Below are 22,284 nucleotides of genomic sequence, written 5' to 3'. Positions count from 1 at the left end.
ATTCAATACCTGCGTGATGCCTCAGGCGGCCCCGATGCCAGGGACCAGGCCCGCCGTGGGCAGCCCGTTCCTCAGCGCGGCCGTGAAGGCCAACATGCGGTCAATCGGCTGGCGCGCGCGCGGGATCAGCGCCGGGTCCACATGGATCGCGTTGGCGCCGGTCTCCAGCACCCGCGCCACATCGGCCAGGCCGTTCATCGCCATCCAGGGGCAGTGTGCGCAACTCTTGCAGGTGGCGCTGTTGCCGGCGGTGGGGGCCTCAATGAACACCTTGCCGGGGTTCAGCGTGCGCAGCTTGTGCATCATCCCGTTGTCGGTGGCTACGATGAATTCGGTGGCATCCATCTCGCGTGCGGCCTTGAGGATGGCGCTGGTGGAGCCCACGGCATCGGCCAGGGCGATCACGTCTGCAGGGCTTTCAGGATGGACCAGCACCTTGGCGTGGGGGTGTTCTTTTTTGAGCGCCTCCAGCTCGAAGGCTTTGAACTCGTCGTGCACGATGCAGGCGCCGTTCCAGAACACCATGTCGGCCCCGGTTTCGCGCTGGATGTAGGCGCCCAGGTGGCGGTCGGGCGCCCACAGGATCTTTTGCCCTGCTGCCTTCAAGGCGCCGACGATGTCGAGCGCGCAGCTGGATGTGACCAGCCAATCGGCCCGCGCCTTCACGGCCGCGCTGGTGTTGGCGTAGACCACCACGGCGCGGTCGGGGTGGGCGTCGCAGAACGCGCTGAATTCCTCCACAGGACAGCCCAGGTCGAGCGAGCAGGTCGCATCCAGGTCGGGCATGAGCACCGTCTTTTCGGGGCTCAAAATCTTGGCCGTCTCACCCATGAAGCGTACGCCGCTCACCACCAGGGTCTGCGCGGCATGGTCGCGGCCAAACCGCGCCATCTCCAGCGAGTCGCTCACCAGGCCGCCGGTTTCTTCGGCCAGGTCCTGCAGGTCGGGGTGCACGTAGTAGTGCGACACCATCACCGCATTTTTCTCTTTGAGCAGGCGGCGAATCTTGTCCTTGAGCGCGAGGCGTTCGGCCTGCGTGGGTTCGGGTGGCACGCGCGCCCAGGCGTGTTTGGTGGAGCAGACGGAGCCTTCCTCGGTATCGAGCGGCTGCTCGTACTCCACGTCGATGCGGTTCATTACAGCGGTGGTCATGACAGCTCCTGCAGGCGCATGGAAAAGTCCGTCGCCTTGACGTCTTTGGTCAGCGTGCCGATGGAGATGCGGTCCACCCCCGTTTCGGCCAGTTCGCGCAAGCCTTCGAGCGTGACGCCACCCGATATTTCCAAAATTGCACGGCCCGCGTTGATGCGCACCGCCTCGCGCAGCGTGGGCAGCGGCATGTTGTCGAGCAGCACCATCTTGGCACCTGCATCCAGCGCCTCGGTCAGTTGCTCCAGGGTTTCCACTTCAATCTCGACGAACTTTGCTTGAGCTGCCACAGTCTGGGCGGCATTGAGCACAGCCGTCACGCCTCCGGCGGCGGCGATGTGGTTTTCCTTGATGAGCACTGCGTCGTGCAGACCGATGCGGTGATTGGTGCCGCCGCCCACGCGCACGGCGTACTTTTGCGCCAGGCGCAGGCCGGGGATGGTCTTGCGCGTGTCCACGATGTGGGCGCGGGTGCCCGCCACCACATCCACATAGGTGCGGGTCTTGGTGGCCACGGCCGACAGCAGTTGCAGAAAGTTGAGCGCAGTGCGCTCGGCCGACAGTAGTGCGCGGGCATTGCCTTCCAGCTCCAGCACCACCTGATCGGGCGCGCAGCGCTGGCCTTCGGCCACATGCCAGGTGATCTGCACCGTAGGATCGAGTGCGCGCAGCGCGGCTTCGGCCCAGGGGGCGCCGCAGATCACGGCGGATTCGCGCGCCAGGATGCGGGCACGGGCGCGGCGGGTGGGGTCGATCAGGCCGGCGGTCAGGTCACCGCTGCCCACGTCTTCTTGCAGGGCGCGGTGCACATCCTCGCGCGCCAGTGTCGCCAGGGCTTCAGGAGTCATCGGGTTGTCGCGGCGTTTGTTCATGGGGCGCCAAGCATAGCGGCATCGCTCCCCCCACCGGGGCAAATGCTATAAAGCCCCGCCACCGACGTGCCGGGTGCGGCCCGCACGCCGGCACCCGCAGCCCGCACAGACGGGCCTATCCACAGAGGGAGTCCACATGGAAAACAATGCCACGGCTTCGGCGCAGCCCGCCCCTGCGCACGCGCCGCCATGGGCGCTGGCGGCCGAGCACGCACTGGGCGCAGGCCAATGGCACGGCGCCTGGCGCACGCTGCTGGACGCAGCCCTGCCCGTACCTCCGTCCGTGCAGCAGCAGGTGCTGGCCAGCCTGGATGCCTGGGATGCACTACCAGCCCAGGCCCCGGCAGCACAACGCGCCGCGCTGCTGCACACCGCTCTCGCCGCCGTCCGCGGCGCCCACCACCACACCCACAGCGCAACGCTCACAGCAGCAGGCAGGCAGGCCCGGCGGGTGCAGGGCTCGGGGCTGGTCAAGCGCTTTCGCAAGGGGGCTTTCACCCTGGGCCCGGTGGACGTGCAGGTGGCGCCAGGCCACATCCTGGGCCTGGTGGGCGAGAACGGCAATGGCAAGACCACCCTGCTGCGCCTGCTCGCGGCCGACCTGGCGCCAGACGCCGGCCAGCTCGACTGGGGCGCCACTGCCCGCGACCCCTATGCCTTGCGATCACAGCTGGCTTACATCCCGCAGCGCCCACACCCCTGGGGCGGGCAGCTCATGGACCACCTGCAGTTCGCCGCGCGCAGCCACGGCGTGGTGGGCGAGGCCAACCGCTGCCTGGTGGAGCTGGTGATTGCCCGGCTGTCGCTGCGGCCCTTTCGCGGCCACCAGTGGAAGCAGCTCTCCTCGGGCTACAAGATGCGCTTTGAACTCGCCCGCGTGCTGCTCACCCAGCCATGCGTGCTGTTGCTTGATGAACCGCTGGCCAACCTGGACATCAACGCCCAGCAGACCTTGCTGTCTGATCTGCAATCGCTGGCGCGCTCGCCCTGGCGCCCGATGGCACTGGTGCTCAGCTCTCAGCAACTGTATGAGGTGGAGAAAGTGGCCGATGCCGTGCTGTTCCTGGAGCACGGCCAGCCGCGCAGCGTGCAGGAACGCTTTGCGCAGATGGTGGGTTGCGCGATCGAGTTCGAGACAAGCTGGTCGGAGCCCGCCCTGAGCGCCTGGCTGGGCCAGTTGCCCCCGCACACGCACCAGGTCAACGGGCACACACACATCGTGAGCTTTCAGGGCGACACCAGCGCCGCCGACTTCCTGCGCGCCGCCGTGGATGCGGGGCTGCCGCTGGGCTATTTGCGCGACATCACCGACTCGACCCGCCGCCTTTTCGTGAAAGATTGACACACCATGCGCCGCCTGACCACTGCCTGGGATCAATGGTTTTTGATGCACAGCCCGCTGCTGTGGCAGTTGCGCCTGCACTGGTATCTGCCGCTGGCGCTGCTGTGGTGCCTGCTGATGTTCGGCGGGTGGATTGGCTGGACGGCCGAACCCGCGCGCTGGATGGGCAGCCCCGAAGGCACTGTGGTCGCCACGTGGAACCGGCCCGAGGACACCACGCGGCAGGTGGGCGGCATCATCGCCTGGATGATCGCCTTTGGCCTGGCGCTGTGGTGGCTGTGGCGGGTGCGCATCCACAACCGCTGGCGCGAGATCGCACCCGCGCCGCGCCTGGGCCTGTGGTGCGAATACCTGTGGGGCGCACTTTTTTTTGCCCTGCTGCTGGCCCCAACGCTGCTGCTGGACGCGGCCTACCGCGACCGCATCCAGCGCCTGTGGCAGGGCCAGGACACCGCCGCCCAGCAGCAGGCGGCGTGGCATGTGCGCCGCTGGGAGCTGCTGCTGGCGCCGGACAACGCGGCGCGGCTGGTCGAGTGGACACAGGCCGCACAGGCCATGCAGGCTGCTGAGCCGTCCACAGCCGCCGCCGAGATCCATGACAACGACAAGTGCAACGAGAACCAGAGGTACAGGGAATACGACCCCGGCTGCGCAACCAACGCGCTGCAATCCCTGCATTGGCTGGCCCAGGCCGACACCGATGCCATTGCGCAGCAACTGGCGCACTACGGCGCGGCGCTGAGCCGATGGGGATACGCACCCGTGCGGCGGGGGGCGTCGGCGCAGGACCAGGCGCAGCAGCTCGTCAGCGCCTACCAGGCCGCCCTGCAATCGCCCCTGGCCCAAGAGTGGCGCAACTACAAGGCGCAGCATGCAGGCACCGCGCAGCCGCAGGACCGCGCCCGGGCTGCCCAGTCTCCCGGGGATGGGCGGGATTGCGATGTCGCCGTTTCTCGCGACCCCCGTGCCTGCTTTGCCGGCGACCTCGCGCGTTCGCCCAGCCAATGGCGCGACAACCTGCACAGCGCGCTGCAACAGCACCTCAGTCCGCCGCCCCGCCTGGTGCAATGGGCACACCCCCGCTACGGCATGGCACAGCCCGGCCTCGTCGCCCACCACCTGGAAGGCGCCACGCCGTCGCAAAGGGCGCAGGAGCGCCAGCGCGGCAGTGTGCTGGCCGCCGCCAGCGCAGGCTTCTTCGCGGCGCTGACGCTGATCGCCGCGCGGCTGCTGTCGCTGCGGCAGATTGCTGCCCTGTGTGGCGCGCTCACGCTGGCCGCCCCCGCGCTGATGCTTCTGGGCGTGGCGGGCCTGGCCAACAACATCCTGCTGCCGCTGGTGCCGGCCACGCTGCTGGCGCTGGCCTGGGTGCGGATTGCGCTGCTGCGCCGCCCGTGGGGGGGCTCCACGCTGCTGGGCCTGGGCCTGGCGCTGTCCCTGGCGGGGTCGGCCAGCGTGTGGGACGAAGCCGCCCGCGCGCTGGAGCTGCCCGACGGCTCGTGGCCGGAGCTGCTGATGGGCGCGCCCGCCGTAGCCGTCAGCACGGCCCTGCTGGTGGCCGCCTTGTCGCCCCTGTGGCGCCGTTGGCGCGCATTGCCCGAGCGTTGACACCCGCCCTGGTGGCGCACGCCGTGCAGCCCTAACCCAAGCCAAATAGCTTTCTGGGCATTGCACAGAAAGCGCAATCAGCTATTAAATAAGTAGCAATTTCTCAAGTATGGGGTGTGGCGAGCGCCGCGCCCATCTCGCATAGACTCGGCCGCAATTTCACAGCCCCCGACCGGAACGCCCCATGACCAGCCCTGCAGCCCCCCCAGCCACGCCCTACGGCACATTGCCGCCCGCATCCCCCCTGCCCCAACGCCGCCCGGTCAGCCTGCCGCGCCTGGCGCAGATGCGCGCAGCGGGCGAGAAGATCACCATGCTCACCGCCTACGACGCCACGTTTGCGGCCGTGGCCGATGCGGCGGGGGTGGAATGCATCCTGGTGGGCGATTCGCTGGGCATGGTGTGCCAGGGTCTGCCCAGCACGGTGGGCGTGGCGCTGGACACCATGGCCTACCACACGTCCAGCGTAGCGCGTGGCCTGCACCGGGTGCAGGGCACGGCCTGGCTCGTGGCCGACCTGCCCTATGGAACCTATGCCGAGAGCCGAGAGCAGGCGCTGCGCAGCGCCTGCGTGCTGATGCAGGCGGGAGCGCACATGGTCAAGCTCGAAGGCGGGGGCTGGACAGCGCCCACGGTGGAGTTTTTAGTGCGGCGCGGCGTGCCGGTGTGCGCCCACCTGGGCCTCACCCCGCAGACGGTGCATGCCCTGGGCGGCTACCGCGTTCAGGGCAAGACCGACGATGACGCCCGCACCCTGCGCAAGGAGGCGCACGAGCTGCAAGACGCAGGCGCCGCCATGCTGGTGCTGGAGATGGTGCCCGCCGCGCTGGCCGCAGAGCTGACGGCCGAGCTGCTGCACTGCCACACCATCGGCATCGGCGCGGGCAACGGCACTGCCGGCCAGGTGCTGGTGTTGCACGACATGCTGGGCATGAACCTCGGAAAGATGCCGAAGTTCGTCCACAACTTCATGCAGGACGCAGGCAGCGTGCGCGGCGCCATGGAGGCCTATGTGCAGGCTGTGAAGCAGGGGCAGTTCCCGGATAACGCCTTGCACGCCTGGTGAGCCTTCACCGCATTTCTTCATTTCTTTTCGACCTCTCCCACCCCATGCTGATTGCCCGTTCCATTGCAGACCTGCGCCAGGCCCTGGCCTCCTATCGCCACCCCGCCTTTGTGCCCACCATGGGCAACCTGCACGACGGGCACATCGCCCTGGTGCGCCAGGCCAAGCTCCTGGGCGACGTGACGGTGGCCAGCATCTTTGTGAACCGTCTGCAGTTTTTGCCGCACGAGGACTTTGACAGCTACCCCCGCACCTGGGAGGCCGATTGCGCACAGCTGCAAGCTGCGGGCTGTGATGTGCTGTTTGCCCCGCGCGAGGCCGACCTGTACCCACAGCCCCAGACCTTCAAGGTGCACCCCGACGCAGCACTGGCCGACATGCTGGAAGGCCATTTCCGCCCCGGCTTCTTCACAGGCGTGAGCACGGTGGTGATGAAGCTCTTTGCCTGCGTGCTCGGCCAGACGGGCGGCACCGCCGTGTTCGGCAAAAAAGACTACCAGCAGCTCATGGTGATCCGCCACATGGTGCAGCAGTTTGCGCTGCCGATTGAGGTGGTAGCGGGCGAGACCTGCCGCGCGGCCGATGGCCTGGCACTGAGTTCACGCAACGGCTACCTCAGCCTGGAAGAGCGGCAAGAAGCCGTAGCCCTGTCGCAGGCATTGAAGCAACTGGCACAGCAATGGCTGAACGCTGCGCCCAACGACCGCAGCGCGGTGGAGCCCCGGGCCTTGGACGCCCTGCGCGCGAGGGGCTGGGCACCGGACTACCTCACCGTGCGCCGCCGCGCTGATCTGTTGCCCGCCACAGCGGCCGATGCAGCGGGCTCGCTGGTGGCACTGGGGGCTGCGCGGCTGGGCAGCACGCGGTTGATTGACAACCTGGAGTTTTAGAGCGGCTCACAAAAACCCTGCAGGTCGTTGTCCGGCCTTATCGCTCTGCTTGGACTGCTTGTTGTACTGCCCACGACAGAGCGCGGAGCCAGGGCCATGCTCTGTCGCAGTGAATGCGCTATCGAACAGATAACATCCGACTCCGGGAAACTGCGCTGAAAGGCCCCTCGCAGGGATGGGTGGGCGAGAGGGAAAAACAGCCGATGCGGTGTTGCCCTCTCTGCTCCACCCTCTCTGGCAATGGGAGAACAAGCCAAGCACCCGCCCACCGTCCGCGATTATTCGGCAAAAAATGTCCCTAGCGCTTATCTGCATTGCGCAATAAGCTATTTATTTGATAGCAAAGACTCCTCCATGTCCTGGCACGCCCGCCTGCAGCTCGACTACACGGCACAAAACAACAACGCCCGCACCGTAGCCCGCTATGAGCACAACGGGCCGCTGCGCATCCTGCAAAGCCTGTACCCCGAGGGCGACGCCATCTGCCACAACGTGCTGGTGCATCCACCCGGCGGCCTGGTGGGCGGCGACACGCTGGACATCACCACCACCGTCGGCCCCGGCGCCCACGGCCTGGTCACCACCCCCGGCGCCACGCGCTTCTACCGCTCCACCGGCCCGCTGGCCTTGCAGCGCAGCCACCTCACCCTGGCCGAGGGCGCACGCCTGGAATGGCTGCCGCTGGAGGCCCTGTGCTACAGCGCCTGCCACGCCGAAAACCACCTCACGCTGAACCTCGCCCCCGGCGCCGAATGCATTGCCTGGGACGTGACCGCACTGGGCCTGCCGCACGCGGGCCAGCCGTTTGAGCAAGGCCGCTTCACCCAGCACCTGGAAGTGCCAGGCCTGTGGCTGGAGCGGGGCGTGATCGACGCCGCAGACGACCGGCTGCTGAGCAGCCCCTTGGGTTTAGCAGGCCACCGCTGCATGGCCAGCATGTTCTTTGCCGCAGGCACGCCGCTCGACCGCACGCGCCGCGACGCGGCCCTGGACGCGGCCCGTGCAGTGATGGATCAGCACCCCCAGGTCAAAGCCACCGCCGGCGCCACCAGCCCCAACGAACGCATGGCGGTGGTGCGCGTGCTGGCTCCGCAGGTGGAGCCCGCGATGAAGCTGCTCAAGGCGGTGCGGGTGGCCTGGAGGGAGGTGTTGTGGGGGTTGGACGGGGAAGCGCCTAGGATTTGGGCGATGTGAGGTGGTGGTCTATGAGACGGCAGGACAAATCTTTCGGTTATCAATAACCTCGAAAAATACACGCCCATTTTTCTCTCCAAGGCGCTGAAAGCCGCACTTCTCTGCAACCCTTATAGAGCCGATGTTTTGGCTTCTAGCAGATGCTCTCAGCTTAGAAATGCCTTTTGCGAAGGCATCTTCTACTAATAAGGCAACAGCCTTCGTGCCAATGCCTTTACCCCAAAAGTTCTTACGCAAGAACCACCCACAGTCAGCGCTACCACCGCTGAGCAACGTGAACCCCACGCTCCCCGCCACGATGGAGTCCACTTCGACAGCGTAGAAAAATCGGCTTCTGATCGGCATAACCTGCTGCTCCAGCGCATCCCAGAAAGCAACCTCCGCTTGATAGCGCGTTCGTGGCAACCAATCTACAAACTGACCTACGTCTTGATCTTCCTGCAGCGAACAGAACACCTCCTGATCGCGCGGGAGGAATTCTCGGAGCAGCACGTAGTTCTGAAGCATGGGTTCCTCGCACAACCGAATAGTAGTGAGAACTTCAAGACCGCTATGGCCCCAAGGAGGGGGCAAGCCCCAATCCCCATTCAGAATCAATTGGAGTTCAGTCCCCAAACGGCCTCTTCCAATGTCAGGCCGCCGCTGTCGTAGGCGCCATGAGCAACCCATCCGCCTTGAACATTGCGCGAATCCCCCGCACCGCCTGCCGGATCCGCGCCTCGTTTTCAATCAGCGCAAAGCGCACGTATTCGTCCCCTTGGTCGCCAAAGCCAATGCCCGGCGACACACACACCTTGGCCTTGTCCAGCAGTTGCCTCGCAAATTCCAGCGAGCCCAGCGCGCGATACGGCTCGGGGATGCGGGCCCAGATGTACATGCTGGCCTTGGGGCAGTCCACCGCCCAGCCCGCTTCGGTGAGCCCCTTGTAGAGCACGTCGCGGCGGCGCTGGTACTGGGCGGCGATGTCTTTCACGCACTGCTGGTCGCCCTCGAGCGCAGCGATGGCGGCCACCTGCAGGGGGGTGAAGGTGCCGTAGTCGTGGTAGCTCTTGATGCGGGCCAGGGCGGCCACCAGGTCGGGGTTGCCCACCATGAAGCCCACGCGCCAGCCGGCCATGTTGTAGCTTTTGCTCAGGGTGAAAAACTCCACCGCCACGTCCTTGGCGCCGGGCACTTCCATGATGCTGGGGGCGCGGTAGCCGTCGTACACGATGTCGGCATAGGCCAGGTCGTGCACCACCAGGATGTCGTGCTTCTTGGCCAGGGCGATCACGCGCTCGAAGAAACTCAGCTCCACACACTGCGCGGTGGGGTTGCTGGGAAAGCCAAAGATCATCATCTTGGGCTTGGGGTAGCTGCCGCGGATGGCTTTTTCCAGCTCGGCAAAAAAGTCCACATCGGGCGCCACGGGCACGCTGCGGATGTCGGCACCGGCAATCACCGCGCCGTAGATGTGGATGGGGTAGCTGGGGTCGGGCACCAGCACGGTGTCGCCCCGGTCCAGCGTGGCCAGCATCAGATGGGCCAGGCCTTCCTTGGAGCCGATGGTGACGATGGCCTCGGTGTCGGGGTTGATGTCCACCGCGTAGCGGTCCTTGTACCAGTGGCTGATGGCGCGGCGCAGGCGCGGGATGCCCTTGCTGGCGCTGTAGCCGTGGGTGTCGGGCCGCTGGGCCACTTCGGTGAGCTTGGCGACGATGTGCGGCGGCGTGGCCCCGTCGGGGTTGCCCATGCTCATGTCGATGATGTCTTCGCCACGGCGGCGGGCAGCGAGTTTCAACTCGGCCGTGATGTTGAAGACGTAGGGAGGGAGGCGATCGATGCGCGCAAAGCGGCGCTTGCCTTGAGAAGCAGACATGCTGTGGTGACTTTCACGTAAGCGCCCGGAACCGTCCGAGCGACGTGGCTGGCAGAAAGGCCGGCCCTCTGCCACTTTAAGGCACAACGCGGTCATTTCTCCGTGGATTGCGGCAGTGTCGCACCGCCGCGACACGACACAGGTCAGTGGCCCGTGGTCGTCAGGCGGCAAAGCGCTTGGTGTTCCGCTCGCTAACCAGCGCCCACGCAAACATGCCCACGCCGCCAAGCCCCAGCAACACGCCCACCCACCCGGTAGACGTCCAGCCCAAGCCTGCCGCAATGCCCACGCCGCCCAGCCACGCGCCCAGCGCATTGGCGGCGTTGAAGGCCGAGTGGTTGAGCGCGGCGGCCAGGGTCTGAGCGTCGCCCGCCACGTCCATCAGGCGGATCTGCAGCGCGGGGCCGATGGCCACCAAGGTTCCCAAAAAGAACGTGGCCAGCGCGGCGCTGGCAGGGTGGTGTGCGGCGGGCACAAACAGCGCCAGTACGAGGATGGACCACACCAGCACCTTGCCCACAGCAGGCATCAGCGCCTTGTCGGCCATGCGCGAGCCCACGATGTTGCCCACCACCATACCCAGGCCAAACAGCGACAGCACAAAGGGCATGAGCGCGGGCGGCATGCCGGCCACCTCGATCAAGGTGGGCTTGATGTAGCTGAACACTGCAAACATGCCACCAAAACCGATGGCGCCAATGCCCAGCGTGAACCACACCTGCTTGCGCGCCAGCGCGCCCAGCTCGCGCAGCGGGCTGGCGCCGTGCGACGCGGGCATGGCGGGCACCCAAAGGCGCACCATGACCACGGCGGCCACCGCGATCAACCCCACAAACACAAATGCAGCGCGCCAGCCAAACGCCTCGCCCAACGCGGCGGCAATGGGCACACCCACCAGCGTGGCGGTGGTGAGGCCCAACATGACCCAGCCCACTGCGCGTGCGCGGCGCCCCGGTGGCGCCAGTGCGGCGGCCACCAGCGCGGCCACGCCAAAGTAGGTGCCGTGTGGCAGACCGGTGAACAGGCGCATGGCGCTCAGCGACCCATAGCCCGGAGCCAGCGCCGATGCGAAATTGCCCAGCGCATACACCACCATCAGCGCCATCAGCAGCGCGCGCCGCCCCCAGTGGGCGCACAGCACGGCCAGCACGGGCGCGCCCACCACTACGCCCAGCGCATAGGCGCTGATGACATGCCCGGCCTGCGGAATGCTCACACCAATGTCGCGCGCCACCTCAGGCAGCAGGCCCATGATGACGAACTCACCCGTGCCGATGGAAAAGCCACCGACCCCGAGGGCCAGCACGGCACGCACCAGGGTGCGGTCGTCGGTGGGAGTGGCGGAGATGGACGTGGGGGAAAGGGGCGCGGTCATGGCAACAACAGGGGAGACGCTGCACCGGCAAGCGACGGCAGGGCGCAGGAGGTAGACGAGACAGGGAGAAGGAGAGAAAGAAACGCAGTTACGGGGGTAAACCCGATTTTTGTAACCATAGCATGCAAAGCACCGCCTTGCTGAAGCGGGGAAATATGTAACCCAGGTTCAAAGCCATTTCAGCTATGGCTGCTACGCTGACGCCCTGACCACGCCCTTCCTCCTTTTTCAAGGACTGCGAATGACGACCACCCCAAGCACAGCAGACCACATCGCCAGCACCGTGAAGGTGCTGGCGTTCGACATCTTTGGCACCGTGGTGGACTGGCACGGCAGCATCGTGCGCGAGATGCAGTCGCTGTACCCTGCGGTAGATGGAGACGCGTTTGCGCTGGCGTGGCGCGCGGGCTACCGGCCGGCCATGGCCCGCGTGATGCGGGGTGAGCAGGGCTGGACACTGGTCGACGACCTGCACCGAAGCATCCTCGACGAGATCCTGCCGCGCTTTGGCCTGGCACAACTGTCTGACGCCGAACGCCGCAACCTCAACCATGTGTGGCACCGGCTCGATGCCTGGCCCGACAGCGTGGAAGGCCTCACGCGGCTCAAGACACGCTTCACCATCACCACGCTGTCCAACGGCAACATCGGCCTGCTCACCAACATGGCCAAGCGTGCCAGGCTACCGTGGGACTGCGTGCTGAGCGCCGAGGTGTTCAAGGCCTACAAACCCAGCCCGGAGACCTACCTGGGCGTAGCGCGCGTTTTCGACCTGCAGCCCGAACAGGTGGCGCTGGTAGCTACGCACCACGACGACTTGGCCGCCGCGCGCGCCTGCGGCCTGCGCACGGCCTACGTCGAGCGCCCCCTGGAACTGGGCGCCACCCAGCCCAAGGACAGTACGCCACAGCCTGGCAACGATCTGCACGCCACAGACCTGAACGATCTAGCGCAGATGCTGGGCTGTTGAATGTGCCCCGGGGCACACCCGCGTCGATCAGTGCGCTACCAGCAGCTGCACAAACATCTGCACCTTGGCATGGCATTCGGCGCTGATCGAGGTGAACTCCAACCCCGCCACCCACTCGTCGCCTTCCTGCTTGAGGGTGATGACGCGCGCGTAAACATCAGCCACGCGGTAGTCCACCAGTGGCAGCTCAAACTCCAGCTTGATCTCGCTGTGCGGCTCCAGCGGCTCGATCAGCTCCACCAGCAGGCCGTGGTAGCCGATGTCGCGAATGGCGCCGTGCACGATGTGGGGTACCACGATCTTGTCCTGCATGCGCTGGCACAGGCAGGGCAGGCGCGCATCCACACGGTGGCTGCGGCGAAACTCCTGGCGCGGCACCTTGAGTTTTTGCGATGGGATGGCGATCAGCTCGCGCAGGCTCACCGGCTGCGTGCGGCCCTTGACGTAGACCTGCATGGGGGCAGACGCCGACACCAGGCCCCAGCAGCGCTGGTATGTGGTGTCGCTGATGAGCACCTGGCCGCGCAGGCTCAGCGCCTCGATGCGCGAGGCCAGATTGACGGCCTCGCCGATCACTGTGTATTCGGAATACACGTCCGAGCCAAAACGCCCCGCCATCACCGTGCCCGTGTTCACGCCAATGCCCAAAAAAACCTCGGGCAGCCGCTCGCGCAGGTGGGCGAGGTTCAGCTCGCGCATGGCCATCTGCATCTCCACGGCACACAGCAGCGCGCGATCCACATCGTCCTTGCGCGCCACAGGCGCACCGAACAGCACCATGATCGAGTCGCCCATGAACTTGTCGATGCTGCCCTGGTACTTGAACACCACTTCAGACAACCGCGACAGGCAGCGGTTGAGCGCCGCAATCACCACCGACGCCGGTTGCGAGCCCGACAGAGCGGTGAACCCGCGCAGGTCGGCCAGCAGGATGGTGACCTCACGTGGGGCCACAGACCGGTCATCGGTGGCGGCACCTTCCGGGCCGTCGCCCTGGCGCAGGATGGCAGCCATCTCGGCGAGGGCTTCTTCGCGCAGCGGCGTGCCGGTCTCGCGCTCGATCAGCGTCTGCAGGCGGCGCACCGCATCGTGGTGGAATTCTTTGTGCATGGCGCGGGGGAGGTGGGGGAGTTCGTTGATATAGGGGCATCACCGGCCCCTGCCAGCCAGAATAGGCGGGGCAGAGCCCGACGGTCAACCAGTGAAAACACTCCGGGCAAAACCGCAACAGCGAGCGCGGCCGGCCCCCCCCGCGGTGGAGGGTTGGGGAGAGGGGGAGGCCAAGCGCCACGCGGTACAGCCCCGTCCCCTGCCCCTTTCGCACAAGATGGGAGGAGTGATGCGCCTGCTCAGAACCTGCGCTCTGAATATTTAGTGTTCTTTTGGCATCTAGCGCTTATCCAGAAAGCGCTTATAGCTACCAAAATAGGAGTATCTTGATGGGCAACACTGCTTGTACAGCGTGTGGCTCACTCCGCCCCCACCGCCTGCCGCAGCACACACACAAACTCCCCCGCCGCTTCGTCGTAATCCCAGCGCGCGGCATAGCGGGCCCAGCCCCCCACGGCGGCGCCTGAGGCTTCTACCGTCAGCACCACCAGGCTGTTGGGGCTGCCGTGGCGCAGGCGATGCGACACCGCCGTGCCCGCGCGGCAGGCCCACAGACCCGGCAGGGGCTGCAACACGCTGGGTTCGTGCACGTGGCCTGACAGCAGCATATGGGCGCCCGCCGCGCGCCAGCGTTGCAACGCTTCGTCCGCCCGGTGGGGTCGGTGCGCGCGGTCGGCGGCGTCGCGGGACACCAGGGGGTGGTGGCTGGCCACGATGCGCCAGGCATCTGGCGGGGCGCGCGCCAGCAGCATGGCCACATGATCGATCTGCGCCGACGACAGGCTGCCCCGCTCGTGCCGCCAGGCGCGGGTGGTGTTCACGCCCACCACATAAAAGGCGCCCATCTGCCGCACGGGCTCCTGGTCGATGCCGAACTGGTGGGTATAGCGCTCGTAGGCTCGGCCCCAGCGCATCCACCAGGCAAACAGCGGCAGGTCGTGGTTGCCCGCCAGCACCAGGGTAGAGCGGGCATGCAGGCCTTTGACAAATCGCGCGGCCTGCTCAAACTGCACCGCGGTGGCGCGCTGCGTAAGGTCACCGGACACCACCACCATCGCCACGCCCAGCCGCTGCGCCAGCCGTTGGGCCGCCGCACACACCGCAGGATCGTGTGCACCAAAGTGCAGATCCGAGAGGTGCATCAAAACGGTCATCGGTGCTTTCTGAAGAGGTGTCTTTTGCCCTGGGACGTGCTGGCGTTAGAGGCTGAGAGTTTTTTAGCCGGGCTCGAGTCGCGACGTTTTTGCGTGCAAGGCGGGCATGGATAAAGGACTTTCAGTCTCTCAAACCAGTGTCATGCAGGCATGAGACCGGGCACCGACGCGGGCTCTGGCGCTGCAACTGGCGCACTCTGGGACTCGCCTTCCTGCTCATCATCGCGCATCAAGGTGGTGGGCGCCACCAGCCACAGCGGGCGCTCGCTCAGGCGGAAATGCAGGGGCGGCACCATCCATTCGCGCTCGCCATCAAACGCCAGCTTGACTTGCGGTGGACGCCAACTGGCGGGGGTAACGGTCAGCTCGGTACAGGCCATGCTGACCACGGCATTGTCTTTGTGCAGCTGCCCTGTGGCCGCGTTCCACACCGTGCGCGCTATGGCCCAGCGGCCTTGGGGCTTGAGCATGACCACGGCCAGCTTGCCACCGTCGGCCACTGTTTGCGCCTGCGGCAGGCCCATGCGGTCGAGCTGCAAAGGGTTGTTGCCCACAAACAGCGTGGTGACCAGGTGCTCCTCTTGCTGCGCCTGGGCACCACGGTCTGTCTTCATCACTACGCGCCACCGGCGGCCCGCCGAGGGGCGGAACATGCTCCACACCGCAGCCGCCACGGCCACCCAGCGCTTTCGACCAAAGCGGCGCGAGGCCATTTCGCGGTCGGCCAGCATCTTGGGGTACAGGCCCACACTGGCGTTGACGACAAACATGCGCCGGTTGACAAAACCGCCCTGCACCGGGCGCAGGTCGCCGTTGCGCAGCGCCTGCAGCATGTCTTGCACGGCGGCTTCGGGGTCCAGCGCCAGGCCGTGTTCGCGACTGAAGTAGTTGAACGTGCCCATGGGCACCACCCCCAGTGACACCCCCGCCAGCAGCGCAGCCGAGGCCACGGCGTTGATGGTGCCGTCACCCCCTGCCGCCACCACCAGCCCGCCATCGGCCAGCGCAGCCTGCGCAGCATCGCGCGCCAGCTGCACGATGTCGCCGCGCTGGTCGGGCACATGCCAGACCACGTCGTGCTCCTGCAAGGCAGGCACGCCCTCCAGCTTGGCGCGCAGCAGGTCCAGGTCGGCCCCGGGGCGCTTGGGCACCACCAGGTGGATGGGCCCGTGGGGACGGACAGGATGGGGATGCTCGGAAGGGGTCATGGTTCGACGGCTGCGTCAGGAGGCAACGCCTGGAGCGTCGGGCACGGATTGTGCCCGGGAGCCCCCTGCAGCCATCCTGAATTGTGTAATGCGGTGACCTGAATGATCGCCCCGCCGCGCCCCTGCCGCAGCCAGCAGCTGCGCCCTTGCCCTGTCAGAGTTTGCCGACAGACGCCGCATGGCAAGGGGGCATACACCTTCGCTGTGGCGGGGTGTAGGGAACTCGGTTACAACGCCCGGCTCCCTCCTATTGACTTCCAAAACAAAACGCAGAAAGCCACCAGCACCCGATGACGACAACGACACTCACGACCCCGATGGACCTTGCCGCGCTGGGGGCGCTGCTGGCGCGCTACCCGATGGAATGGTGGGTGGCAGGCATGGTGGCCTCGGCCCTGGTGGGCGCGCTGGCCTTGGTCGGCTTGCGAACCGCGCAGCACCACAGCCCGCCGCTGCGCAGGTTTTTGCCCGCGCAGGCGTATGGGGTGGTGCTGGCCGCCATGGGAGCCAGCGCATTCGCACTGGTGCTGGCGGGCGCCACGATGGCCGAACTGGCCGAAAGCTGGAGCGAGGGCGGCCGTTGGGGAACACTGGACGATGCCATTGCGCAAGGACTGCGCACGCACGCCGACACGGCCGTGCTGCAGTGGTTTGCGGTGCTAACGCACCTGGGCGATTCGTGGGTGCTGACTGGGTGCACCGTGGTGGTGGCGGCGCTGCTGTGGGCGTGCCAGCAGCGCCTACTGGCCACCGGCTGGCTGGTGGCCCTGGCGGGCAATGGTGCACTGACCAAGATCCTGAAAAAACTATTCGAACGCGTGCGGCCGGAACACGAACATGGCATTGCACAGGCCCACGGTTTCAGCTTTCCAAGCGGGCACAGCAGCGCGTCGATGGCGGCCTTCGCCATGCTGGCCTACCTGGCTACCCGCCTGCTGCCAAGGCCCTGGCACCTGCCTGCGGTGCTGGCAGCGGGTGCGCTCATCTTCACCACTGGCTGGAGCCGCGTGGTGCTGCAGGTGCACTACGCCAGCGATGTGCTGGCGGGCTGGCTGCTGGCGGGCACCTGGGTGCTGTGCACGGTGCTGATCATGGAGAGTGTGTCGCGCTGGCGTGGTTCACAAAACCGCCTGGTGCAGGCCTGAGCGTCTGTCGCCTTCATTCAGATGGCGACCAGATTGCGAATTCCCTTGGCTTCCATCTCGCTGCCCGGGCCGCGCGCAATCACTTCGCCGCGCTCCATCACCAGGTAGTCGTCGGCCAGCTCCTGCGCGAAGTCGTAGTACTGCTCGCACAGCAGGATGGCCATTTCACCCTTGTCGGCCAGCATGCGAATGACGCGGCCGATGTCTTTGATGATGCTGGGCTGGATGCCTTCGGTGGGCTCGTCGAGGATCAGCAAACGCGGGCCGGGGGCCAGGGCACGGGCGATGGCCAGCTGCTGCTGTTGCCCGCCGGATAGGTCACCACCCCGGCGCTTGAGCATCTGCTTGAGCACGGGAAACAGCTCGTACAGGTGCGGGGGCACGGGCGTGGAGCCGCTTTTGTAGGCCAGGCCCATGCGCAGGTTTTCTTCTACCGTGAGGCGGCCGAAGATCTCGCGGCCTTGGGGGACGAAGCCGATGCCTGCTCTCGCCCGGTCGTAGGGAGTGGTTTTGTCGATGGGTTTTCCGTCGAACGTGATGCCCCCGCTTTTGATAGGGACGAGGCCCATGAGGCTTTTGAGTAGCGTGGTCTTGCCCACACCGTTGCGGCCTAGCAGGACGGTGACTTTGCCGGCCTGGGCGGTGAGGCTCACGTCGCGCAGGATGTGGGAGCCGCCGTAGTACTGGTTGATGTTTTGGACGGTGAGCATGGTGGTTTCTTGAGTGTTTTTGGCCTATGGCGCTTATTCAGCAAGCGGTAATAGCTATATTTTTGATAGCTTTCACTACCCGTTTGGGCTGAGCTTGTCGAAGCCGGGGCTCTCGTGCTGATCTGGCCGCGTGCCTTTGTTGAGGGCGGGAGCCGGGGTGTGCGCCCGGCGGCGCAGTAACTTTCTCTTGCCTCGCCAAGAGAAAGTCACCAAAGAGAAGGCGACCCTACTGTGCGCGTCCCTTCGCTGCGCTACGGGCAACCTGTGATGCTCGGGCAGAGGGTGCCACCGCAGAACTCGCTGCGCGCCTGTGGCGCTCCGCTCGGACAACTGCGGTGAGTCAGTGCACGAAGTGCGTGTGTCCTTCGGCACACGCACGCACCCCCTGCCCTGCGCTTCTCGGCACGCACAGAAGGGAACCCTGGGGATCGGACATCCATACAGGCCATCGCTGCGCTCGGCCCCATCTCGCGGGCGCAAGCGCCACGCGCTGCGCACACGCGGCCGAGCGAAGCAAAGGCCCGTGTGGATGTTTGGATGTTCGGCTGTCCCACCCCTGCTGGCTGCGCCTGCGACGGGGCGGTTGCGGGGTGAGCATGGGCGTCGAAGCGCCCATGCTTCGTGAACTGACTCGCCGTGGTTGTCCGAGCGGCGCGCCGCAGGCGCAAAGCGAGTTCCACGGCGCACCCCGCAACCGCCCCGCCGCAGGTTTTCCCTTTCGCAACGCGAAGGGGTCGCAGACTGGGGGTCGCCTTTCTTTTGCTTACTTTTCTTTGGCGAAGCAAAGAAAAGTGAGTCGCCTGCCGGGGCGACAACCCGGCCTCCGCCCTCAACACAAGCACACCGCCCAAAACAGCGCGCAAGCCCCAGCTTCGACAAGCTCAGCCCGAACGGATCGCGGGCGTTCACAAGACCAAAGGAACCAGAGCGGCAAAGCACCATCACCGCCCCAAATAAACCTCAATCACCCGCTCATCCGCCTGCACCTGATCCAGCGTCCCCTGTGCCAGCACCGCCCCATCGCACAACACCGTCACGATCTCCGAAATGGTGCGAATGAAAGACATGTCGTGCTCTACCACCATCAGCGAATGCTTGCCCTTGAGTGTCAAAAACAGCTCCGCAGTGCGCGCGGTTTCCTCATCCGTCATCCCCGCCACCGGCTCATCCAGCAACAACAACTTGGGGTCCTGCATCAGCAGCATGCCAATCTCGAGCCACTGCTTTTGCCCATGGCTCAGATTCCCCGCCATGCGCGCCACGCTGTCTGCCAGATGAATCGTGTGCAGGATCTCGGCCAGCCGGTCCGACTGCATTGAGTCGAGACGGAAGAACATGCTCGACGTCACGCCCTTGTGCGTCTTCAAGGCCAGTTCCAGGTTCTCGAACACACTGAGCTGCTCAAACACCGTGGGCTTCTGAAACTTGCGGCCGATCCCCAGGCTAGCGATCTCCGGCTCGTTGTGGCGCAGCAGGTCGATGGTCGAGCCGAAATACACCGTGCCGCTGTCCGGCCGCGTCTTGCCGGTGATGATGTCCATCATCGTCGTCTTGCCCGCACCATTGGGGCCGATGATGCAGCGCAGCTCGCCGGGTGCGATGTCCAGGCTCAGGTTATTGATGGCTTTGAAGCCGTCAAAGCTTACGTTCACATCTTCCAGGTACAGGATGCGGCCGTGGGTGATATCCACCTCGCCGGGCGTGGCGATGCGCGAGAAGCCTGCAGTGCGGCCACCGGATTCGGTCTGGCCCAGCGCAGCAGGTGCCAGCCGGGCCTGAATGCGCCGCGCGCCTTCGTCCATCAGATCAGGCGTCATGGCGCGGCTCCTTCGGTTTTCTTGTTGTTGTTCTTCTTCAACTTCTTCACCAGGCCCACCACACCATCGGGCAGGAACAGCGTGACGGCGATGAACAGCGCGCCCAGAAAGTACAGCCAGAATTCTGGCGCCGTCACGGTGAGCCAGCTCTTGGCACCATTGACGATGAACGCCCCCACGATGGGCCCGATCAGCGTGGCGCGGCCACCCACTGCAGCCCACACCGCGATCTCGATGGAGTTGGCGGCGCTCATCTCGCCGGGGTTGATGATGCCGACCTGGGGCACATACAGCGCGCCCGCCACGCCGCACATCATCGCGCTGATGGTCCAGATGGTGAGCTTGTAGGGCAGCGGCGAGTAGCCCGAGAACATGACGCGCGTTTCGGCATCGCGCACCGCCTGCAGCACGCGGCCGAACTTGCTGCGCACCAGCCAGCGGGCCAGCAAAAAGAACACCAGCAACGTCACGCCCGTGAGCACGAACAGCGTCATGCGCATGTTCTGCGTGGCCAGGGGCATGCCCAGAATGCGCTTGAAGTCGGTAAAGCCGTTGTTCCCGCCAAAGCCCGTCTCGTTGCGAAAGAACAGCAGCATGGCCGCATAGGTCATGGCCTGGGTGATGATGGAGAAATACACACCCTTGATGCGCGAGCGGAAGGCGAAGTAGCCGAACACAAACGCGATCACGCCGGGCACCGCCACGATGAGGATTAAGGTGGCCACAAAGCTGTCGGACAGCGCCCAGTGCCAGGGCAGCTCCTTCCAGTCGAGGAACACCATGAAGTCGGGCAGGTCGCTCTTGTAGTTGCCGTCGCGGCCGATCTGGCGCATGAGGTACATGCCCATCACATAGCCCCCCAAAGCGAAGAACAGGCCGTGGCCCAGGCTCAGGATGCCGGTGTAGCCCCAGATCAAGTCCATGGCGAGTGCGCAGATGGCGTAGCACATGATCTTGCCGAGCAGCGCCACGGCGTAGTCCGACAGGTGGAACATGCTGCCTGCGGGCACCCACAGGTTGAGCACGGGGGCCACGGCGCACACCACGATGAGCGCAACGAAGAAGGCCGACCAGCCGCCGCGCGTGAGCAGCGGCGCCGGAGCAGGAAGTTGGATAGGAGATGGCGTAGTCATATCAGTCTGTCTCTATCGGCCTCAATCGGCCGTACGCCCCTTGACCGCAAAGATGCCCTGCGGCCGCTTCTGGATGAAGATGATGATGAATACCAGCACGGCGATCTTGGCCAGCACGGCGCCCGTCCAGCCTTCGAGGAACTTGTTGAGCACACCAAGGCCCAGCGCGGCATACACGGTGCCGGCCAGCTGGCCCACGCCGCCCAGCACTACCACCATGAACGAGTCCACGATGTAGCTCTGCCCCAGGTCGGGCCCCACGTTGCCCACCTGGCTCAGCGCGCAGCCCGCCAGGCCCGCGATGCCCGAGCCCAGCGCAAAGGCATAGGTATCCACCCGCGCCGTGTTCACGCCCATGCACGAGGCAATGGGCCGGTTCTGCGTCACGCCGCGCACAAACAGGCCAAGGCGCGTTTTGCTGATGAGGAAGGCCACACCGGCCAGCACCGCCAGCGCGAAGGCGACGATGATCACGCGGTTCCAGGGCAGCTGCAGGTTTTCCATGAGCTGCACGCCGCCGCTCATCCACGCGGGGTTTTCCACGCCCACGTTTTGCGCACCGAACACGGTGCGCACCAGCTGCTGGAGCATCAGGCTGATGCCCCAGGTGGCCAGCAACGTCTCCAGCGGGCGGCCATACAAGAAGCGGATCACGCTTCGCTCCAGCACCGCGCCCATCAGGGCCGACGCCATGAATGCCACCGGCACGGCCGCGACCAAGTACCAGTCGAACGCACCCGGAAAGTACCGCTGGAACACGCCCTGCATCACATAGGTGGCATAGGCGCCGATCATCATCAGCTCGCCGTGGGCCATGTTGATCACGCCCATCAGCCCGTAGGTGATGGCCAGGCCCAGCGCCACCAACAGCAGGATGGAGCCCAGGCTGATGCCGGTGAACAGCGCGGCCAGCTTCTCGCCCCACTGCAGACGGCCTTCCACCGCTGTCAGCGCGGCCTGGATGGCGGCTTTGACCTGAGGATCCTGTTCATTGCGCAGCTGCTCCAGCAGCACGGTGCGCGTGCCGGGGTTGCCGCTGGTGGCCAGATACTGCGCGGCCTTCAGGCGTTGCGACGCATCGCTGCTCGCCAGCAGGATGCGCGCGCGGATGGCTTCGAGTCGGGCTTGCAGGTCGGCGTTCTTCTCGGCGGCCAGGGCCTTCTCGATGAGGGGCAGACGCGCCTCGTCGGTCTCTTCGCGCAGCGCGTCGATGGCGGTGCGGCGCTGGGCCACATCGGGCGACAGCAGTTGCAGCGAAGCCAGCGCTGCGTCGAACTCGCCCCGCATGCGGTTGTTGTTGACGATGTCTTCGGCATCGTCGGGCACGAGCACCTCGGCGCCACTCACCGGGTCGTAGCCCTTGTCGTCCTTCATGACGATGGCCTTGTCGCCTGCGATTTTGACAGCGTCTTCACCCATGGCGCGGATAAAGGCCAGCGTGGCGTCGTCGGGGGTGGCAATGGCCTGCTGCAGCGCGGCGATGCGCTCGTCGGTATCGCCACTGGCCATGGCCCGCGCCGCCTCGGCCGTGAGTGCGTGCGCCTGCACGGCTGCACACAGCAGCAGGCAGGCGATCAGGCGAGAAAAAATGGAAGCAAGCATGACGAGGGCTGTATGAAAAAGCAGTGGGCCGCAGAGCACGCACGATCTAAAAGCGAGGGCCGCCGCGCAAGGGCCGCCCCG

The 22,284-nt window shown here is 65.8% G+C and carries 19 protein-coding genes; 7 read left to right on the top strand and 12 right to left on the bottom strand.

What is annotated here, in order from left to right; all coding sequences use genetic code 11:
- Positions 1-21: 21 nt before the first annotated feature.
- Positions 22-1,152 (bottom strand): quinolinate synthase NadA, encoded by a 1,131-nt coding sequence (gene nadA, locus AC2YJX_RS07485; protein ID WP_487255665.1) that lies wholly within the window; start codon positions 1,150-1,152, stop codon positions 22-24.
- Positions 1,149-2,021 (bottom strand): carboxylating nicotinate-nucleotide diphosphorylase, encoded by an 873-nt coding sequence (nadC, locus tag AC2YJX_RS07480; RefSeq protein ID WP_436131627.1) that lies wholly within the window; start codon positions 2,019-2,021, stop codon positions 1,149-1,151. The genes nadA and nadC overlap by 4 nt, the downstream gene beginning before the upstream one ends.
- Positions 2,022-2,157: 136 nt before the next feature.
- On the opposite strand from nadC, the gene AC2YJX_RS07475 reads away from it, so the two are divergent.
- The 5 genes from AC2YJX_RS07475 to AC2YJX_RS07455 all read left to right on the top strand — a co-directional run bounded on the left by AC2YJX_RS07475 (position 2,158) and on the right by AC2YJX_RS07455 (position 8,121).
- Complete coding sequence (locus AC2YJX_RS07475) at positions 2,158-3,363, top strand: ATP-binding cassette domain-containing protein (RefSeq protein WP_121507353.1); 1,206 nt, start codon at positions 2,158-2,160, stop codon at positions 3,361-3,363.
- Positions 3,364-3,369: 6 nt separating this feature from the next.
- Entirely contained in the window at positions 3,370-4,971 is a 1,602-nt protein-coding gene (locus AC2YJX_RS07470) for a hypothetical protein (RefSeq protein ID WP_487255664.1), read from the top strand.
- Between the two features lie 184 nt (positions 4,972-5,155).
- A complete protein-coding gene (gene panB / locus AC2YJX_RS07465) occupies positions 5,156-6,037 on the top strand; it encodes a 3-methyl-2-oxobutanoate hydroxymethyltransferase (protein ID WP_487255663.1) in 882 nt (293 codons plus the stop codon).
- Positions 6,038-6,081: 44 nt separating this feature from the next.
- Complete coding sequence (gene panC, locus AC2YJX_RS07460; protein WP_487255662.1) at positions 6,082-6,927, top strand: pantoate--beta-alanine ligase; 846 nt, start codon at positions 6,082-6,084, stop codon at positions 6,925-6,927.
- A 354-nt stretch (positions 6,928-7,281) separates the two neighbouring features.
- Positions 7,282-8,121 (top strand): urease accessory protein UreD, encoded by an 840-nt coding sequence (locus AC2YJX_RS07455; protein ID WP_228898629.1) that lies wholly within the window; start codon positions 7,282-7,284, stop codon positions 8,119-8,121.
- Between the two features lie 9 nt (positions 8,122-8,130).
- Here AC2YJX_RS07455 and AC2YJX_RS07450 read toward each other — a convergent pair whose 3' ends face one another.
- From AC2YJX_RS07450 to AC2YJX_RS07440, 3 genes are all read right to left on the bottom strand, one after another.
- The gene (locus AC2YJX_RS07450; protein WP_487255661.1) at positions 8,131-8,628 is read right to left on the bottom strand and encodes a GNAT family N-acetyltransferase; all 498 of its coding nucleotides are present in this window, start codon (positions 8,626-8,628) and stop codon (positions 8,131-8,133) included.
- 124 nt (positions 8,629-8,752) lie between these two features.
- Positions 8,753-9,979, bottom strand: a complete 1,227-nt coding sequence (alaC, locus tag AC2YJX_RS07445) for an alanine transaminase (protein WP_228898633.1) — start codon at positions 9,977-9,979, stop codon at positions 8,753-8,755.
- Positions 9,980-10,139: 160 nt separating this feature from the next.
- On the bottom strand, positions 10,140-11,354 hold the full coding sequence (locus AC2YJX_RS07440; protein ID WP_487255660.1) for an MFS transporter: 1,215 nt from the start codon (positions 11,352-11,354) through the stop codon (positions 10,140-10,142).
- A 241-nt stretch (positions 11,355-11,595) separates the two neighbouring features.
- Between AC2YJX_RS07440 and AC2YJX_RS07435 the strand changes: the two genes are divergently transcribed.
- Positions 11,596-12,324, top strand: a complete 729-nt coding sequence (locus AC2YJX_RS07435; RefSeq protein WP_487255659.1) for a haloacid dehalogenase type II — start codon at positions 11,596-11,598, stop codon at positions 12,322-12,324.
- Between the two features lie 27 nt (positions 12,325-12,351).
- Here the strand turns inward: AC2YJX_RS07435 and AC2YJX_RS07430 are convergent, their stop codons facing one another.
- From AC2YJX_RS07430 to AC2YJX_RS07420, 3 genes are all read right to left on the bottom strand, one after another.
- Positions 12,352-13,434, bottom strand: a complete 1,083-nt coding sequence (locus AC2YJX_RS07430) for an adenylate/guanylate cyclase domain-containing protein (protein ID WP_487255658.1) — start codon at positions 13,432-13,434, stop codon at positions 12,352-12,354.
- A gap of 359 nt (positions 13,435-13,793) precedes the next feature.
- Positions 13,794-14,588 carry a metallophosphoesterase family protein gene (locus AC2YJX_RS07425; RefSeq protein WP_487255657.1) on the bottom strand — a complete coding sequence of 265 codons (795 nt, stop codon included), beginning with the start codon at positions 14,586-14,588 and terminating at the stop codon, positions 13,794-13,796.
- 140 nt (positions 14,589-14,728) lie between these two features.
- Complete coding sequence (locus AC2YJX_RS07420) at positions 14,729-15,796, bottom strand: diacylglycerol/lipid kinase family protein (protein WP_487255656.1); 1,068 nt, start codon at positions 15,794-15,796, stop codon at positions 14,729-14,731.
- A 290-nt stretch (positions 15,797-16,086) separates the two neighbouring features.
- Between AC2YJX_RS07420 and AC2YJX_RS07415 the strand changes: the two genes are divergently transcribed.
- Complete coding sequence (locus tag AC2YJX_RS07415; protein WP_431152048.1) at positions 16,087-16,941, top strand: phosphatase PAP2 family protein; 855 nt, start codon at positions 16,087-16,089, stop codon at positions 16,939-16,941.
- A 17-nt stretch (positions 16,942-16,958) separates the two neighbouring features.
- Here AC2YJX_RS07415 and urtE read toward each other — a convergent pair whose 3' ends face one another.
- The 4 genes from urtE to urtB form a co-directional block, all read right to left on the bottom strand.
- On the bottom strand, positions 16,959-17,651 hold the full coding sequence (urtE, locus tag AC2YJX_RS07410; protein WP_055398987.1) for an urea ABC transporter ATP-binding subunit UrtE: 693 nt from the start codon (positions 17,649-17,651) through the stop codon (positions 16,959-16,961).
- A 941-nt stretch (positions 17,652-18,592) separates the two neighbouring features.
- Entirely contained in the window at positions 18,593-19,468 is an 876-nt protein-coding gene (gene urtD / locus AC2YJX_RS07405; protein ID WP_487255655.1) for an urea ABC transporter ATP-binding protein UrtD, read from the bottom strand.
- Positions 19,465-20,601, bottom strand: coding sequence for an urea ABC transporter permease subunit UrtC (gene urtC, locus AC2YJX_RS07400; protein WP_431152044.1), 1,137 nt, complete (start codon positions 20,599-20,601; stop codon positions 19,465-19,467). The genes urtD and urtC overlap by 4 nt, the downstream gene beginning before the upstream one ends.
- 21 nt (positions 20,602-20,622) lie before the next feature.
- A complete protein-coding gene (gene urtB / locus AC2YJX_RS07395; protein ID WP_487255654.1) occupies positions 20,623-22,203 on the bottom strand; it encodes an urea ABC transporter permease subunit UrtB in 1,581 nt (526 codons plus the stop codon).
- Positions 22,204-22,284 lie beyond the last annotated feature (81 nt).

The organism is Acidovorax sp. SRI_002, from assembly GCF_057586455.1.
Note: the sequence above shows the minus strand (reverse complement) of the source record. Positions and strands in the feature narration are given on the sequence as shown.